General features: G+C 73.9%; 16 protein-coding genes. 13 read left to right on the top strand and 3 right to left on the bottom strand.

Annotated elements, in window-relative coordinates; genetic code table 11:
* The first annotated feature begins 5 nt into the window (after nt 1–5).
* From JQC91_RS11705 to JQC91_RS11680, 6 genes are all read left to right on the top strand, one after another.
* The gene (locus tag JQC91_RS11705) at nt 6–434 is read left to right on the top strand and encodes a cell division protein FtsL (protein ID WP_203286986.1); all 429 of its coding nucleotides are present in this window, start codon (nt 6–8) and stop codon (nt 432–434) included.
* Entirely contained in the window at nt 431–2,215 is a 1,785-nt protein-coding gene (locus JQC91_RS11700) for a penicillin-binding protein 2 (RefSeq protein ID WP_343069963.1), read from the top strand. Before JQC91_RS11705 ends, JQC91_RS11700 begins: the two co-directional genes overlap by 4 nt.
* 104 nt (nt 2,216–2,319) lie before the next feature.
* Entirely contained in the window at nt 2,320–3,816 is a 1,497-nt protein-coding gene (locus JQC91_RS11695) for an FAD-binding domain-containing protein (RefSeq protein ID WP_203286985.1), read from the top strand.
* A gap of 45 nt (nt 3,817–3,861) precedes the next feature.
* On the top strand, nt 3,862–4,032 hold the full coding sequence (locus JQC91_RS11690; protein ID WP_203286984.1) for a DUF2256 domain-containing protein: 171 nt from the start codon (nt 3,862–3,864) through the stop codon (nt 4,030–4,032).
* Nucleotides 4,033–4,100: 68 nt separating this feature from the next.
* Nucleotides 4,101–6,260: a malate synthase G gene (locus tag JQC91_RS11685; protein ID WP_203286983.1), complete on the top strand. Its 2,160-nt coding sequence runs from the start codon at nt 4,101–4,103 to the stop codon at nt 6,258–6,260.
* A gap of 35 nt (nt 6,261–6,295) precedes the next feature.
* Complete coding sequence (locus JQC91_RS11680) at nt 6,296–6,724, top strand: heme-binding protein (RefSeq protein WP_203286982.1); 429 nt, start codon at nt 6,296–6,298, stop codon at nt 6,722–6,724.
* A 17-nt stretch (nt 6,725–6,741) separates the two neighbouring features.
* Here the strand turns inward: JQC91_RS11680 and JQC91_RS11675 are convergent, their stop codons facing one another.
* Nucleotides 6,742–7,950 (bottom strand): cytochrome P450, encoded by a 1,209-nt coding sequence (locus tag JQC91_RS11675; RefSeq protein WP_203286981.1) that lies wholly within the window; start codon nt 7,948–7,950, stop codon nt 6,742–6,744.
* A gap of 128 nt (nt 7,951–8,078) precedes the next feature.
* Here JQC91_RS11675 and JQC91_RS11670 point away from each other — a divergent pair, with 128 nt between their 5' ends.
* From JQC91_RS11670 to JQC91_RS11640, 7 genes are all read left to right on the top strand, one after another.
* Nucleotides 8,079–8,843 (top strand): gamma-glutamyl-gamma-aminobutyrate hydrolase family protein, encoded by a 765-nt coding sequence (locus JQC91_RS11670; RefSeq protein WP_203286980.1) that lies wholly within the window; start codon nt 8,079–8,081, stop codon nt 8,841–8,843.
* 52 nt (nt 8,844–8,895) lie between these two features.
* Nucleotides 8,896–9,282 (top strand): cytidine deaminase, encoded by a 387-nt coding sequence (locus JQC91_RS11665; RefSeq protein ID WP_203286979.1) that lies wholly within the window; start codon nt 8,896–8,898, stop codon nt 9,280–9,282.
* Nucleotides 9,279–10,592: a thymidine phosphorylase gene (locus JQC91_RS11660; protein ID WP_203286978.1), complete on the top strand. Its 1,314-nt coding sequence runs from the start codon at nt 9,279–9,281 to the stop codon at nt 10,590–10,592. Before JQC91_RS11665 ends, JQC91_RS11660 begins: the two co-directional genes overlap by 4 nt.
* The gene (locus JQC91_RS11655) at nt 10,589–11,779 is read left to right on the top strand and encodes a phosphopentomutase (protein ID WP_203286977.1); all 1,191 of its coding nucleotides are present in this window, start codon (nt 10,589–10,591) and stop codon (nt 11,777–11,779) included. The genes JQC91_RS11660 and JQC91_RS11655 overlap by 4 nt, the downstream gene beginning before the upstream one ends.
* The gene (locus JQC91_RS11650; RefSeq protein ID WP_203286976.1) at nt 11,776–12,750 is read left to right on the top strand and encodes an adenosine deaminase; all 975 of its coding nucleotides are present in this window, start codon (nt 11,776–11,778) and stop codon (nt 12,748–12,750) included. Before JQC91_RS11655 ends, JQC91_RS11650 begins: the two co-directional genes overlap by 4 nt.
* Nucleotides 12,738–13,367, top strand: a complete 630-nt coding sequence (upp, locus tag JQC91_RS11645; RefSeq protein WP_203286975.1) for a uracil phosphoribosyltransferase — start codon at nt 12,738–12,740, stop codon at nt 13,365–13,367. Before JQC91_RS11650 ends, upp begins: the two co-directional genes overlap by 13 nt.
* A gap of 119 nt (nt 13,368–13,486) precedes the next feature.
* On the top strand, nt 13,487–14,587 hold the full coding sequence (locus JQC91_RS11640; protein ID WP_203286974.1) for a hypothetical protein: 1,101 nt from the start codon (nt 13,487–13,489) through the stop codon (nt 14,585–14,587).
* A gap of 13 nt (nt 14,588–14,600) precedes the next feature.
* Here JQC91_RS11640 and JQC91_RS11635 read toward each other — a convergent pair whose 3' ends face one another.
* Nucleotides 14,601–15,512 carry a hypothetical protein gene (locus tag JQC91_RS11635; RefSeq protein WP_203286973.1) on the bottom strand — a complete coding sequence of 304 codons (912 nt, stop codon included), beginning with the start codon at nt 15,510–15,512 and terminating at the stop codon, nt 14,601–14,603.
* Nucleotides 15,509–17,110, bottom strand: a complete 1,602-nt coding sequence (locus JQC91_RS11630) for an AMP-binding protein (RefSeq protein WP_203286972.1) — start codon at nt 17,108–17,110, stop codon at nt 15,509–15,511. Before JQC91_RS11630 ends, JQC91_RS11635 begins: the two co-directional genes overlap by 4 nt.
* Between the last annotated feature and the right edge of the window lie 33 nt (nt 17,111–17,143).

The following is a 17,143-nucleotide window of genomic DNA, read 5'->3' as shown; positions in this document are numbered from 1 at the left end:
AGGCCATGATGCGTTCCCTGACCTACCCGCTCTCCGTCGCCGCCGTGCTCGCCCTTGGGTTCTGGGCCTATCGCGAGGGCTACGAGACCCGCGCCGTGGAGCGCGAGGTGCGGCAGCTGGAGCGCGAGATCGCCGCGAAACGGCGCGACCTGCGGATGCTGCGGGCGGAGTGGGCCTACCTCAACCGGCCCGACCGGCTGTCGGCGCTGGTGGAGCTAAACTTCGCGGACCTTCAGTTGATGCCGGTCACGGACGGGCATTTCGGCACGGCCGCCGAGGTGCCGGACCTGCCGCCGCCGGTCGCGGTGGCGGAGCTGGGCCTCGACGCGAGCGTGTCGGGCATCGTGCCCACGAACTTCGAGTTCGGTGCGGGCGCCGCGCCGGTGGTGATCGCGCCCGCCGCGCCGGCCGCCGACGGGGAGCAGGTGCCGTGACCCCGCCGCTCGACCGGATCGCCGCGCTGCTGCGCCGCCGCCCCGCCGCCTTGGACGACCCGTTCCGCCCCGTCCCGGGCGCCGCCCCCGCGGGCGCGCCGCGCGATGGCGACGCGGACCGGCGCCGGGCTGGCCGCCGCCTCCAGTTCACCGCCGCCTGCTTCTGCGTGGCCTTCGGCGCGGTCGCCTTCAAGATGGCCGCCATCGCCGCCACCGGGCCGGCCGAGGCGCGCGTCGGCGTGGTCGACACGGGGATCACCTCCGACCGGGCCGACATCGTGGACCGGCGCGGCAACGTGCTGGCGACGAACGTGATGACGACCGCGCTCTACGCGCAGCCGCACCTCATGCTGGACCCGGTGGCGGCCGCGGACGGGCTGAAGGGAATCTTCCCCGACCTCGACCAGGAGGCGTGGGAGCGGCGCTTCTCGTCGGCGCGCAAGTTCGTCTGGATCAAGGGCAACATCTCGCCGGAGCAGCGGCAGGCGGTGCACGACCTCGGGGAGCCGGGGCTGCTCTTCGCGGAGCGGGAGATGCGCGTCTATCCGAACGGGCCGCTGGCCGCGCACGTCCTCGGCGGCGCGCGGTTCGGGGAGCAGGACGTCCGCGCGGCCGAGATCGTGGGCGTGGCCGGCACGGAGGGCTTCTTCGACGAGCGGCTCGCGGGCGCGCCGGACGCGCCCCTTCGGCTCTCGCTCGACCTCACGGTCCAGAACACCGTCGAGCGGGTGCTCCATTCGGGCATGCAGCTCATGGACGCCAAGGGCGCGGCGGCGGTGCTGATGGACATCCGCACCGGGGAGCTGATCGCGCTTGCCTCCCTGCCGGACTTCGACCCCAACGCGCGGCCCCGGCCCGCGACCGAGGGCGACCCGGCGGACAGCCCGCTCTTCAACCGGGCGGTGCAGGGGCTCTACGAGCTGGGATCGACGTTCAAGATCTTCCCCGCCGCGCAGGCGCTGGAGCTGGGGCTGATGAACCGGTCCACGATGATCGACCTCGCCTCGCCGCTGCCCAAGGGCGGCACCCACATCCGGGACTTCCACTACCTCGGCCGCGAGCGGTCCTTGGAGGACGTGATCGTCGAGTCCTCGAACATCGGCACCGCGCGGGTCGCGATGCAGATCGGCTCCAAGCGCCAGCGGGAGTTCCTCGGGGCGCTCGGGCTGATGGAGCCGACGGGCGTCGAGTTGACCGAGGCGCGGGGCGCGCGCCCGCAGTCGCCGCCGCCGAACCGGTGGTCGGACCCCTACGTGATGACGATCAGCTTCGGCCACGGGCTAGCGGCCTCTCCGCTGCACCTCGCCTCGGCCTACGCCTCGCTCTTGGGCGACGGGCGGCGGGTAACGCCGACGCTGGTGGCGCGCGACCAGGCGCCCCAGCTCGGTCCGGAGATCGTGTCCGCGCGCACCGCCGCCGAGAGCCGGTGGATGCTGCGGCAGGTGGTGGCCCGCGGCACGGCGTCCTTGGCGCGCATCCCCGGCTACCGCGTGGGCGGCAAGACCGGGACGGCGGACAAGCCCAAGCACACCGGCGGCTACTGGGACGACAGGGTGGTGACGACCTTCGCGTCCGTGCTGCCCGCCGACGATCCGAAATACGTGCTGGTGGTCACGCTCGACGAGCCGAACGACCGCACCGGGCCCAAGGTCCGCCGCACGGCCGGCTGGACGGCGGTGCCGGTGGCCGCCGAGATCATCCGGCGGACGATGCCGCTGCTCGGCCTCCGGCCCGACGAGGGGCCGGAGGACATCGGGCTCTACTCGCTGGCGCGGCGGTAGGGCGCTCGGCGCGGCGACGGCCCGCGCGGCGCCCTCCAAGCAACCTCCCCGCACGTCCCGCGTTGCCGCAGGACCGTCCCCCTCGCGTGAGGCCCCTTCCGCCCATGGCCACCCTCGTCTGGTTCAAGCGCGACCTGCGGATCGCCGACCACCCCGCGCTGGCCCGGGCCGCCGCGCGCGGCGGCCCGGTGATCCCGCTCTACGTCGCCGAGCCCCTCGTCTGGTCCCATCCCGACGCCAGCGCGCGGCAGTGGCGGTTCGTGGCCGAGAGCCTCGAGGCGCTGCGCCGCGACCTCGGCGGCCTAGGCGCGCCGCTGGTCGTGCGGCACGGGGAGGCGCTAGACGTGCTGCGCGCGATCCACGCGGAGCGGGCCTACGACCACATCGAGAGCCACGAGGAGACGGGCCTCCTGCCTACGTGGATCCGCGACCGCGAGGTGGCCGCGTGGTGCCGGGCGGAGGGCATCCGCTGGACCGAGCATCGCGACAGCGGGGTGGAGCGGCACCTGACCTCCCGCGACGGCTGGGCCGCGCGGCGCGAGAAGCTGATGCGCGCACCGCAGGCGCCGGTGCCGGAGGGGCTGCAGGGCACGAACCTCGCGCCCGGCGACGTGCCCGAGGCGAAGGACCTCGGGCTGGGCTTCGACCCGTGCCCCGGACGCCAGAAGGGCGGGCGCGCGCTAGCCGAGGAGATCCTCGCGACGTTCCTGCACGAGCGGGGCGAGGACTACCGGACGGACATGTCCTCGCCCGTGACCGGCGAGACGGGGTGCTCGCGGCTCTCCCCGCACCTCGCATGGGGCACCATGTCCGTGCGCGAGGCGCATCAGGCGGCGCTCGCGCGGGCGGCGGAGACGAAGGGCAGCGGGACCGGCTGGTCCAACGCGATGCAGTCGTTCAAGTCGCGCCTCGCGTGGCGGGACCACTTCACCCAGAAGCTGGAGGACTTCCCGCTCCTCGACGAGCGGTGCCTGCATCCCGGCTTCGAGGGGATGCGGCCCGAGGTGCCCGACGCCGACCGGCTGGAGCGCTGGGCGGAAGGGATGACGGGATTGCCCTTCGTGGACGCCTGCATGCGCTACGCGAAGGCGACCGGGTGGCTGAACTTCCGGATGCGCGCGATGGTGCAGTGCGTGGCCTCCTACCACCTCTGGCTCGACTGGCGGCACACGGGGCCGGTGCTGGGGCGGCTCTGGACCGACTACGCGCCCGGCATCCACTACGCGCAGTCGCAGATGCAGTCGGGCGTCACCGGGATGAACACGCTGCGGATCTACAACCCGGTGAAGCAGGGCCACGATCAGGATCCCACGGGCGCCTTCACGCGCAAGTGGGTGCCCGAGCTGGCCGACGTGCCCGACGCGCACCTGCAGGCGCCGTGGGAGTGGGACGGCCAGGTAAAGGGCTATCCCCGGCCCGTGGTCGACGTGGCGGACGCCGCCCGTGCCGCGCGCGATCGGATCTACGCCTACCGCCGCCAGCCGGGGTTCCGCGAGACGGCGGATGCGGTGGTGGCGCGGCATGGGTCGCGCAAGGGGCCGAGGACGCGCAGGCCCGCGAGGAAGCGGGGCGATCCGCGGCAGGCGGAGCTTCCCCTGTAACGCCGCCGGGCGTGACCACGGACCGAGGCTGACGGGGGAGGGGCGATGGCCAGGATGCGGAGGAAGGGCGACCTGCCCACCAAGGACTGCGCGCAGTGCGGGCTGCCCTTTGCGTGGCGCAAGAAGTGGGAGAAGGTCTGGGACGACGTGCGCTACTGCTCGGACCGCTGCCGCGGCGAGGCCAAGCGCCAGGCGAAGGGCGGTAAGAAAACCTGACCAATTCCGATTGTCCTAGGACGCGGGCCGCGCTACCTGCCGATCGCCGACAGCAGGGGAGGGCAGACATGGCTCGCACGGATCGCGCTGGGATGCAGGTGGCCGCGGAGATGGCCCGCTTCGTCGAGGAGGCCGCGCTGCCCGGCACCGGGCTGGAGGCCGGGGCGTTCTGGGACGGGTTCGCCTCGTTGGTGCGCGATCTCGCGCCGCGCAACGCGGAGTTGCTGCGCGTGCGCGAGGAGATGCAGGCCAAGCTGGACGCGTGGCATCGGGAGCGCCGGGGACGGGCGCACGACGCGGCCGCCTACAAGGCGATGCTGTCGGAGATCGGTTATCTCGTGCCGGAGGGCGGCGACTTCGAGATCGCCACGTCCGGCGTCGACCCGGAGATCGCGGAGACGCCCGGCCCGCAGCTCGTCGTCCCGATCACGAACGCGCGCTACGCGCTCAACGCCGCGAACGCGCGGTGGGGGAACCTCTACGACGCGCTCTACGGGACGGACGCGCTGGGCTCCGTGCCGGCGGGCAAGGGCTACGATGCCGCGCGGGGCGCGGAGGTCGTCGCCTGGGCGAAGGCTTGGCTGGACCGGACGGTGCCGCTGACGCGAGGCTCGTGGAAGGACGTCCGGGGGCTGCGCCTGGACGGCTCCACGCTCTCGGCGGTGTTCGAGGACGGGCCGGCATGGGCCGACGGCGACGGCGATGCGACCGTGCCCGGCTACGAGGGCTGGGTCGCGGACGGGGACGTCACGCGCGTCCTGCTGCGCCACAACCGGCTGGGCATCGTCCTCGTCCTGTCGCCCGAGGGCGCGATCGGGCGGGACGACCCGATGGGCCTCGACGCCGTGCACTTGGAGAGCGCGGTGTCGGCCATCATGGATTGCGAGGACTCGGTCGCCTGCGTGGACGCGGAGGACAAGGTGCAGGCCTACGCCAACTGGCTGGGCCTGATGCGCGGCGACCTGACCGAGAGCGTGACGAAGGGGGGCGAGACGTTCACCCGCGCGCTCAACCCCGACATGGAGTTCAACGGCCCCGAAGGCGTGTTCACGGTGAAGGGCCGCGCGCTGATGCTGGTGCGGAACGTCGGCCACCTGATGCCCAACCCGGCCATCCACGTCGACGGCGCGGAGATCCCCGAGGGTCTGATGGACGCCGTGATGACCACGCTCTGCGCGATGCACGACCTCCGGAAGACCGAAGGCCCGCGCAACTCGGTCACGGGCTCCGTCTACGTCGTGAAGCCCAAGATGCACGGACCGGAGGAGGTGGCCTTCGCGGTCGAGCTCTTCGACCGGGTGGAGGACCTGCTGGGCCTGCCGCGCAACACGGTGAAGCTGGGGATCATGGACGAGGAGCGGCGGACGTCGGCGAACCTCAAGGAGTGCATCCGCGCGGCCAAGGACCGGGTGGCCTTCATCAACACGGGCTTCCTCGACCGCACGGGCGACGAGATCCACACCTCGATGGAGGCGGGTCCGATGCTGCCCAAGGGGGAGATGAAGTCGACCCCGTGGATCGCCGCCTACGAGGACCGCAACGTCGACATCGGGCTGGCGACCGGCTTCCGGGGGAAGGCGCAGATCGGCAAGGGGATGTGGGCGATGCCCGACCGAATGGCCGACATGCTGGCGCAGAAGGTCGGCCACCCCAAGGCGGGCGCCACCTGCGCATGGGTGCCGTCGCCCTCGGCCGCCACGCTGCACGCGACGCACTACCATCAGGTCGACGTCATGGACCTCCAAGCGGACATGGCCGCCAAGGGGCCGCGCGGCTCGCTCGACGACCTGCTGACGATCCCCGTCATGGAGGGGCGCAACCTGTCGGACGATGAGGTGCGCTCGGAGGTCGAGAACAACGCGCAGGGCATCCTGGGCTACGTGGTGCGCTGGATCGACGACGGCGTCGGCTGCTCGAAGGTGCCGGACATCCACGACGTGGGGCTCATGGAGGACCGCGCGACCTGCCGCATCTCCTCGCAGGGGCTGACCAACTGGCTGCACCACGGCGTCGTGTCTGCTGAGGCGGTCGAGGACGCGATGCGGCGCATGGCGGCGAAGGTGGACGCGCAGAACGAAGGCACGCCGGGCTACGAGCCGATGGCGCCCGGCTACGACGGCGTCGCGTTCCAAGCCGCCCGCGACCTCGTCTTCAAGGGCCGCGCCCAGCCCTCGGGCTACACCGAGCCGGTGCTGCACCGGCGGCGGCTGGAGAAGAAGGGGGGCTGAGCCCCCCGCCGACCCCACGGACGAAAGGAACCCCCATGCCCGAGATCACGATCGCCAAGGCCCGGCGCATCATCAAGGCGACCCTCTCCCACGGCCATGCGAAGGGCCTGAAGCCCTTGTCCGTGGTGGTGCTCGACACCGGAGGCCACGTGAAGGCGTTCGAGCGCGAGGACGGGGCCGCGCCGGGACGGTTCGCCATCGCGCACGGCAAGGCCTACGGGTCGGTGATGCTGGGCATGGCGGGCAAGGCCCAGATGGCGCGGGCCGAGCAACAGGCCTACTTCATGGCCGCCGTGAACGGTGCCTATGGCGGGGCGGTCGTCCCCGTGCCGGGCGGCCTCCTCGTGCGCAACGACAAGGGCGAGGTGATCGGGGCCGTCGGCGTGACCGGCGACACGTCGGATGCGGACGCCGAGGCGGGCATCGCCGGAATCGAGGACGCGGGGTTCGTGGCGGAGGCGTAGCCCTCCGGCCGGCACCCCTACCGCGCGACGCGCGGCCTGAGCCGGAGCGAGAGCCCGCTCGGCGCGCGGATGCCGACGCGCCGGGTCCATCCGGGCCGTGTCGCGCTCGCCAGCTCGTAGCGGGGGAACATCCGCAGCATCCGCTCCACCCCCACCTGCGCCTCGGCGCGGGCGAGCTGCATGCCGAGGCAGACGTGCGGCCCGTGGCCGAAGCCCAGATGCGCGTTGGGGCGGCGGTCGGCGCGCAGGTTCCCGGGCCGGTCGAACCGCGCGGGGTCGTGGTTGGCCGCGAACAGGAGCGGCATCACCGCCTCGCCCTTCCGCACGCGCACGCCCATCACGTCGGCATCGGCGCGGGCGTAGTGCGCCTTGGTGAGCGCGACGGGGGAGAAGTGGCGCATCACCTCCTCGACGAAGAGCGCGCGGGCGCCCGCGTCCTCGGCCACCGCGTCCCGTAGGGCGGGGGCGTCGCAGAGGGTCAGCAGGCAGGCGTTGAGCAGGTGCACCGTCGTCTCGTGGCCCGCGACGAAGAGGGTGAAGACCATCGCCAGCGCCTCGTCGTCCGACAGGCGGTCGCCATCCATGTCGGCCACGAGGTCCGACAGGAGGCCCGGGCGCGGCTCGTGCCGGGCGTCCTCGATCTCGGCGCGCAGCAGGCGCTGGACGCCGCCCAGCCGCGCAAGGCCAAGCACCGCCGAGACCGGCCCCGAGATGGACGAAAGCGGCGCGACCCCGCGCCGGAGCGGGCCGAGGGACCGCTCGGGAAGCCCGAGGAGGTCGACGATCGCCTCGAAGGGCAGGGGCCTCGTGTAGCCCGCGACCGCGTCGGCGGGCGCGCCGGGATCCATGCCGCGCAGCAGCGCGTCGGCGCGGGCGGCCAGCCGCGGGCGGAGGTCGTCGATCGCCTGCTTCGCGAAGGCGCGGTCGACGAGGCGGCGGAGGCGACGGTGGTCGTCCCCGTCCTTCGTCAGGAGGGACTCGAGGAGCGGGGAGAGGCGCTTCGGCAGCCACCAGTAGGTCGAGGCGAGGGACCGCCCGGTGACGGGGCGCGGGTCGCGGGCGAAGCGATCGACGTCCTTGAGCACCGCGCGGGCAGCCTCGTCGGTGGTGGTGGTCCACACCTCGCCCACGAGCGGCACGCGGAGGCGGACGAGCGGGCCCTCCCCCCGCAGCGCGGCGAGGAGCGGGCCGGGGTCGTCGGAGCGGGTGAGCGAGGCGAGCTTCATCCGCGGGCACATAGCGCCCCGACCGCCCGTCCGACAGACGTGCGCGGGTGCGGAGGCGGCCTGTGCGCCCCCCGCCCTAGGCGCATGTCCGCACGGGTGCTAGGTCGGCGCGGACCGGAGGACCCAATATGCGCGCGCGCGTCGGCATCATCTCGAACCACTACCTGATCAACGACCAGTATCCGGCCCATGCCAACGGATCGATGAACACCGACGCGGTGAACGACGTCTCGGACTGCATGGCGCTGACCTTTCCGGCCGACCCGCGCGTGACGCGGATCGACGAACTCCTCGACACCTTCGACGGGTTCCTCTTCACCGGCGGGCGCCCGAACGTGCATCCCGAGGAGTACGGCGAGGTCGCGACCGAGGCGCATGGCGCCTTCGACCGGGACCGCGACCGCGTGGCCCTGCCGCTGATCCGCGCCGCCGTCGAGCGCGGCCAGCCCATCCTAGGCATCTGCCGCGGGTTCCAGGAGGTCGCGGTCGCCTTCGGCTCGACGCTGCACCCGGAGATCCGCGACCTGCCGGGGCGGATGAACCACCGGATGCCGCCCGACGGCACGCTGGAGGAGAAGTTCGCGCTGCGCCACGACGTGCGCCTCGCGCCGGGCTCGGCCTACGCCGCGCTCTTCGGCGGCGAGGTGGTGCGGACCAACACGCTGCATGGTCAGGGGATCAAGGTCGCCGGCCCGCGCGTGCGGATCGACGGCTGGGCCGAGGACGACACGCCCGAGGCGATCTCCATCGCGGGCGCCGCCGGCTTCGCGCTGGCGGTGCAGTGGCATCCGGAGGCGAACGCCGCCGACGATCCCGTCAGCCGCCCGCTCTTCGCGGCCTTCGGCGACGCATGCCGCGAGTGGCGCGCGGGCGGGGCGCGCCGGGCCGCCTGATTTTCCGCGAATGTGGTTTGCTCCTCCCCCCGGCCGGGCCTAGGTCGGAGGGATGACCGATCTGCGCGCCGCCGCCCTCGCCGTCCGCGAGAACGCCCATGCTCCCTACTCGGACTTCAAGGTCGGCGCCGCGCTGCGGACGCCCTCCGGGGTCTTCGCGGGGTGCAACGTCGAGAACGTGGCCTACCCGGAAGGAACCTGCGCCGAGGCCGGGGCCATCGCCGCGATGGTGGCCGCGGGCGAGACGACCATCCTCGAAGCCTACGTGGTCGCCGGCTCGCCGGAGCCCGTGCCCCCCTGCGGCGGCTGCCGACAGAAGCTCAGGGAGTTCGCCGAGGGCGCCGTGGCCGTCACCATGGCCACCGTGGACGGGTCCGAGCGGCGGACGACCGTGGGCGACCTGCTGCCCGGCGCGTTCGACGCGGGGTTCATGGCGTGACCGCGCGCGACCTCCTCGCCGGGCTGCGCCGGGGCGAGGCGCCGTCGCCCGCCGACCTCGAGGCCTTCGCCCACGGGCTGTCCGAGGGGCGGATTAGCGATGCGCAGGCCGGGGCCTTCGCCATGGGCGTCTGCCGCACGCCGCTCTCGCCGGAGGGCCGCGCCGCGCTGACGCGCGCGATGCGCGACGGGGGCGAGATGCTGGAATGGCGCGTCGACGGCCCTGTCATCGACAAGCACTCGACCGGCGGCGTCGGCGACTGCGTCTCGCTCGTCCTCGCGCCTGCATTGGCCGCCTGCGGGGCCTACGTGCCGATGATCTCGGGCCGGGGGCTGGGCCACACCGGCGGGACATTGGACAAGCTGGCGGCGATCCCCGGCTTTCGCACCGAGCTCGACGGTCCGGAGCTGCGCGCCGTGGTGGCCGAGGTGGGCTGCGCCATCGTCGGTGCGACGCCCGGGCTCGCCCCCGCCGACCGCCGCCTCTACGCGGTGCGCGACGTGACCGGGACGGTCGACAGCCTCGACCTGATCTGCGCCTCGATCCTGTCCAAGAAGCTGGCCGAGGGGATCGAGGCGCTGGTCCTCGACGTCAAGCACGGGTCCGGCGCGATCCTGCCCAACTTGGGCGAGGCGCGGGCCTTGGCGCAGGCGCTTGTCCAGACGGCGCAGGCATCGGGCGTGATGTGCACCGCGCTGCTCACGGACATGTCGCAGCCGGTCGCCGCCTGCGCGGGCAACGCGCTGGAGGTGATCGCCGCGATGGAGGCGCTGACCGAGCCGTCGACCCGCCGCGCCGCCCGCCTCGTCGCGCTGACCGAGCGGCTGGGCGGCGAGGCGCTGGCCTTGGGCGGCCTGGCCGCCGACGCCGAGGACGGGGCCAAGCGCGTCGGCGCGGCCATTCGCGACGGGCGCGCGGCCGAGGTGTTCGGGCGCATGGTGCTGGCGCAGGGCGGGCCGTCGGACTTCCCCGACCGCTGGCGCGACCGGCTGCCCGCAGCGCCCGTGGTGGCGGAGCTGCGCGCCGACCGGCCCGGCGTGGTGGCCGAGATCGACACGCGCGAGTTGGGCGAGGTGGTCGTGGCCTTGGGCGGCGGGCGGCGGCGCGAGGACGACCGCGTCGACCCCGCCGTGGGCCTCAGCCACATCGCCCGGATCGGCGCCACCGTGACCGAGGACCAGCCGCTGGCGCGCGTCCACGCCGCCGACGGCGACGCGGCGGGCGAGGCGGCCGAGCGGGTGGGCGAGGCGATCCGCATGACCCCGCGCCCCACCACGCCGCCGGAGCTGGTGACCGAGGTGATCCGGTGAGCCGGGCGTTACTCGTGGTGCTCGACAGCGTCGGCATCGGCGGCGCACCCGACGCGGAGGCGTTCGGCGACGCGGGCGCGAACACGCTGGGCCACATCGCGGCGGCCTGCGCGGCGGGCCGGGCCGACGAGGGGCGCGAAGGCCCGCTCCGCGTCCCCCATCTTGACGCGCTGGGCCTCGGGGCGGCGTGCCGCACGGCCAGCGGGGCCGAGGTGCCCGGGCTGGACGCCGCGCCCACGGGCCGCTGGACCCACGCCACCGAGACGAGCGCGGGCAAGGACACGCCCTCGGGCCATTGGGAGCTGGCCGGCCTGCCCGTGCCGTTCGAATGGCACACCTTCCCCGACGCGGACCCGGCCTTCCCGCCGGAGATCACGCGCCTGATCGAGCGGCTCGCGGGCACGGCCGGCATCTTGGGCAACCGCCACGCCTCGGGGACGGACATCCTCGACGCGGAGGGCGCGGCGCACCTCCGGACCGGCTGGCCCATCTGCTACACCAGCGTTGACAGCGTCCTGCAGATCGCCGCCCACGAGGAGGCGTTCGGCCTCCAGCGCCTCTACGACCTCTGCGCCGCGCTCGCGCCGACGCTCCACGAGATGCGGGTGGGCCGGGTCATCGCGCGGCCCTTCGTCGGCGCGGACGGCGACTGGCGGCGCACCGCGAACCGGCGCGATTTCGCGATGACGCCGCCGGGACCGACGCTCCTCGACGCGGTGCAGGGCGCGGGCGGGCACGTCCACGCCATCGGCAAGATCTTCGACATCTTCGCCGGGCGGGGCGTCGACACGACGGCCAAGGGGCCGGACGCCGCGCTGCTGCGGCACTTGGAGGATGCGGTGGAGGAGATGCCCAACGGCGCGCTCACCTTCGCCAATTTCGTGCAGTTCGACAGCGACTACGGCCACCGCCGCGACGTGGCGGGCTACGCGCGCCATCTGGAATGGTTCGACGCGGGGCTGGGCGCGCTCCTGCCGTCCTTGCGCGACGACGACCTGCTGATCGTCACCGCCGACCACGGCAACGACCCGACATGGCGCGGCACCGACCACACGCGCGAACGGGTGCCCGTGCTGATGAACCGGGGCACGGGCGACGCGGGCCCGGCCGCCTTCGTGGACGTCGCCGCGACGGTCGGCGCCCATCTGGGCGTGGCCGCGCCCGGCGGGGGGAGGGACCTGCGATGAGCGCCAAGGTCGAACTGCACCTGCATCTGGAAGGCGCCGCGCCCCCGGACCTGATCCGGCAGCTGGCGGGCGAGAAGAAGATCGACCTGACGGGCGTGTTCGCCGAGGATGGCGGCTTCGCCACGGGCGACTTCCAGCGGTTCCTGAAGGTCTACGAGGCGGCGTCCTCGGTGCTGACCACGCCCGAGGATTACGCCCGCCTGACCCGCGCCGTGCTGGAGCGGCAGCGCGACCACGGCGTGATCTACGGCGAGGTGTTCGCCTCGCCGCAATTGGCCGCCAAGAACGACATGGCGGCGTGGCGCGACCACGTCGACGCGGTGCGCGAGGCGGCGGACGGCGTGGACGGGATCGAGTGGCGCATGATCCCCACCTGCGTCCGCCATTTCGGCCCCGACGACGCCAAGGGCGCCGCCCGCTGCGCCGCCGAGACGGCGGGTAGCTTCGTCACCGGCTGGGGCATGGGCGGGGACGAGGGGGCGGGCAAGCCCGGGGACTTCGCGTGGTCCTTCGACTGCGCGCGCGAGGCGGGGCTGGGGATCACCGTCCACTCGGGCGAGTTCGGCGGGCCGCAGAGCGTGCGCGACGCGCTGGACGACCTGCGCCCCGCGCGGATCGGGCACGGGGTGCGGGCCATCGAGGACCTCGCTCTCGTGGACCGGCTGGCCGAGGATGGGGTCGTGCTGGAGGTCTGCCCCGGCTCGAACGTCTATCTCGGCGTGTTCGACCGCCTGCGCGCCCACCCCATCGAGGATTTGCGCCGCCGGGGCGTGCGCGTGACCGTCTCGACCGACGATCCGCCCTTCTTCCGCACCAACATGACCGCCGAGTACGAGGCGCTGCACGAGGCGTTCGACTGGGACGACGGCGTGTTCCACGAGATCAACCGGACGGCCGCGAGGGCCGCCTTCTGCGACGAGGCCACCCGCGCGGGCCTGCTCAAGAAACTGGAGGCCGCATGGACCACCTGACCGTCGTTTCGCACCCCTTGGTGCAGCACAAGCTGACGCTGATGCGCGACGTGGACACCCCCACCGCTGTCTTCCGGCAACTGCTGCGCGAGATCAGCCAGCTCATCGCCTACGAGGTCACGCGCGAACTCCCGATGACGACCCGGCGCATCGACACCCCGCTCCAACCGATGGACGCGCCGGTGCTGGAGGGGCGCAAGCTGGCGCTCGTCTCGATCCTGCGGGCGGGGAACGGGCTGCTCGACGGCATCCTCGAACTGATCCCCTCGGCGCGGGTGGGCTTCGTCGGCCTCTACCGCGACGAGGAGACGCTGCAGCCGGTGCAGTACTACTGCAAGCTGCCCGAGAACCTCTCCGAGCGGCTGGTAATCGCGGTCGATCCGATGCTCGCCACGGGCAACTCCTCGGCCGCGGCCATCGATCTCATCAAGGCGCAGGGCGCGACCGACATCCGCTTCCTCTGCCTGCTCGCGGCGCCCGAGGGAATCGCCCGCATGAAGGAGGCCCACCCGGACGTGCCCATCGTCACCGCCGCCGTCGACGAGCGGCTGAACGAGAAGGGCTACATCGTGCCCGGCCTCGGCGACGCGGGCGACCGGATGTTCGGGACGAAATAACGGCCTGTTTCCGGCACGAATGGGGCCACGATGCTAGACTCGGGGGGGAGGGGGCTAGATGATGCGCCCAAGGCCCCCGCCAGAGGGGCCGCGAGAGCGGACCCAACGGAGAGCCAGCCATGCGCTTCCCCCTGATCCTCGCGCTCGCCTTGGGCGGGCTGACCACCACCGCGTTCGCGCAGTCCGGGCCCGCCGAGCTGCCCCCGGCGAGCTTCGAGGGCGCGGCGTACGTCGACAGCCGGGGCTGCGTGTTCAGCCGCGCGACCATCGGCGGATCGACCCGCTGGGTGCCCCGCACCGGCCTCAACCGCGCGCCCGTGTGCGGCGAGACGCCCACCTTGGCCGACGCCCCCGCGCCGTTGGCCGCCGCCCCGCTCGAGGCGGCCGGGGACGACGCGCTCGCCCCGCCGGTCGGCCCCACCGCCGCGCCGGAGTTGGTGGACGATCCGGTCATCGCCGCCGCCCCAGCGCCCGCGCGCCCCCGCGACGTGGTCCTGCCGCCGCCGCCCGTGGCCACCGCCGAGGTGCCCAGCCGTCCCGTGCGGGCGACCGCGCCGCGCGCCGCCGTCTCGGCCAGCCGCGCGGCGGCGCCGGTTCGCGCCCGGACGGTGCCCACGGGCGAGCTGCGCGTGCTGTCCCGCCGTGCCGCCGCCGCCGCGCGCCTGTCGGGCCGCGTCACCGCGCGGGTGATCGAGGGCGAGCAGTACGCCGCCCGCGTGGCGGTGCCCGAAGGTGCGTCGCGCGTGCCCGCCCACGTCCCCTCGCCGTTGCGGACCGCCTCCGTGCGGGAGCAGGGCCTCGCCCACGTCCCGCGCCCGACGCGGGCCTCGGTCTGCGGCGACCCGCACAGGGCGCCGGGCTACACCTGCGGTCCGGTCCACGTGTCCCACAGCGGGCGCGAGGCCGGCCTGCATGTCGATCGCCGCGCGCGCGCGCTGCGGGCGGCCGCCGCGCTGTCCGCCGATCCGGCCCCGGTCCTGTCGACCCGGGACGGGGCGGGCGTGGTCACGGTGCCCGCCGCCTCGACCACCTTCGACTACGCCGAGCCGCCGCACGGGTGGCGGCACGCATGGGACGACGGGCGGCTGAACCCGCTGCGCGGCCCCCAGACCTTGCGGGGCGACTACCAGTCGCAGGCGATCTGGACCAACGACGTCCCGCGCCAGCTGCGCCGGATCGTCCGGGTCGGCACACGGACCGTGGTCCTGCCGAAGCACTGAGCGGACGGGGGCGTCAGTCCTCGCAGATGCCCCTGAGGCCCTGCCACGCCCCGTCCTCCAAGATGGGGCGTCCGTCATCGGTGGGCACGTCGACCGGCGCGGGCGGATCGGCGGCCACGAGGGCGCGGGCATGGCGGGCGGCGGGCCCTTCGGCCACCGCGCCGCGCGTCACCAGCCCCACCAGCTCCCACGGGCGCAGCCCGTCGAGGTAGCGGGCCACCGGCGCGTCCGGCCCCTCGGCGGCGGCGCCGGCCAAGAGCGCGGCGATCGGCGCGGGGTCGTCCCGGTCGAGCAGCGCCGCCTCGGACAGCAGGAACAGCCCGCCGGGCAGCGCCACCGCCTCGGGCGGCAGGTCGGGCATCACGCGGATCCGCGCGACCCGGTCCGGCAGGGCACGCTGCGCGAGCAGGTCGGTCGCCTCGTCGCCCAAGGGCGAGGCGCAGGCGGGGCCGGTGACCGCGGCGATCTCGGCGGCGATGCGCTCCCCCAAGGCGGCCCTCTCGGCGGGCGGCATGAGGCGGAGCGCATGGGCGCGCAGCGCGGTCGGGCCGAGGGCGAGGACGGCCAGCGCCGCGACCCCGGCGACCCCGAGCGCGAGGCCGCGCCGCAGGCGGCCCGGCGCCCGCGCGGGCGGTGCCACGGCGGCGCGCAGCCGGTCCAGCGCCTCGACCATGCCCGCGTCCTCGATCTCCAGCACCTCGGCGCTGTCCACGGAAGGCGCGTAGGTCGCGGTCCCCGCGCCGCCGTCGATCCGCTCCAACGCGGGGATCGCCCAGTGCGCCAGCGGCGCGTCCTCCATGTCCGCGATGGTCAGCGCGGCCTCCCCCAAGGAGACGACCACCTCGCGCGGCTCGTCCTCCGGACCGGGGGTCCAGCGCCCCACGGTCTCCATCCGCTCGATGTTCGTGAGCGCGGTGCGCCTCATGCGCCGGCCTTGGCGCGGGCGCGCAGCTCGAACTTCTGGATCTTGCCGGTCGAGGTCTTGGGCAGCGGGCCGAAGACCACGCGCTTGGGCGTCTCGAACCCGGCGAGGCGGTCGCGGGCGAAGGCGATGATCTCCTCCGCCGCCACCTCGCGCTTCGGCTCCACGAAGGCCACGGGGACCTCGCCCCACTTCTCGTCCGGCCCCGCGACCACCGCGCAGAGGTCCACGGCGTCGTGCTCCATCAGCACGCCCTCGACCCGCACGCTCGACACGTTCTCCCCGCCCGAGATGATGATGTCCTTCGCCCGGTCCGCGATCCGGAGATACCCGTCCGGCTCGACCACCGCGATGTCGCCCGAGCGGAACCACCCGCCGGCGAACGCCGCCTCGGTGGCCTCCGGGTTGCGGTAGTAGCCCTTCATCACCGCGTTGCCGCGCATCGCCACCTCGCCCTGCGTCGCGCCGTCGGCGGGGACGGGGCGGCCGTCGGCGTCGTGCACCTCCACCCCCTCCATCATCGGGTAGGCCACGCCCTGCCGCGCCTTCAGGCGGGCGCGGTCGTCCGGCACCCCCTCCATCGCGGGCTGCCACACGTTCTCGACGACGTGGCCGTAGGTCTCCGTCAGGCCGTAGACATGGGTGATGTCGAAGCCCAGCGGCTCCAGCTTGCCCAAGGTGGCGGCGGCGGGCGGCGCGCCGGCGGTGTAGACGTTCACCACGTGGTCGAAGTCGCGCAGCTTGCCCGCGTTCACCAGCGCGTTCAGCACGATGGGCGCCCCGCCCATGTGGGTCACGCCCTCGTCGGCGATGGCGTCGAAGATCGGCTCGGCCGCCACGTCGCGCAGGCAGACGACCGTGCCGCCGACCAGCGGCATCATCCACGTGTGGCACCAGCCGTTGCAGTGGAACAGCGGCACCACGGCCAGCCAGCGCGGGTAGAGCACCATGCGCCAACTGACCACGGTCCCCATCGTCATCAGGTAGGCGCCCCGATGGTGGTAGACGACGCCCTTGGGCCGCCCGGTCGTGCCGGAGGTGTAGTTGAGCGAGAGGCTCTCCCACTCGTCCTCGGGCATCACCCAGTCGAAGGACGGGTCGGCCCCCGCCAGCATCTCCTCGTAGGTCGGATGCCGCCCCGACGGGTCGCGGTCGTCCGGGCACTCCACGATCAGGGGCGGGTCGTCCTGCCGGGAGGCGGCCGCCTCGGCGAGGTCGAGGAACGCGCTGTCCACCAGCACGACCTTCGCCCCCCCGTGCCCGAGGATGTAGGCCACCGTGTCCACGTCCAGCCGGGTGTTGATCGTGTTGAGCACCCCGCCGCAGGCGGGCACGCCCCACGACGCCTCGACCTGCGCGGGCACGTTGGGCAGCAGCGTCGCCACCACGTCGCCCGGCGCGACGCCATGGGCGGCCAGCGCCGAGGCCAAGCGGGTCACCCGGTCGCGATACGTGGCATAGGTCACGCGGCGGCCCCCGTGCACCCACGCCTCCCGCTCCGGCCAGATCGCGGCGGCGCGGTTGAGGTGGCTGAGCGGCGTCAGCGCGACATGGTTCGCCGCCGTCTTGTCGAGACCCGTCTCGTCCTGCATCCAGCCCATGACGTCCTCCCCGCGTGCCGCGCCGGAGAATGC

This window comes from Jannaschia sp. Os4, from assembly GCF_016820245.1.
GTDB lineage: Bacteria > Pseudomonadota > Alphaproteobacteria > Rhodobacterales > Rhodobacteraceae > Jannaschia.
This window is presented reverse-complemented; position numbering and strand designations above follow the sequence as displayed.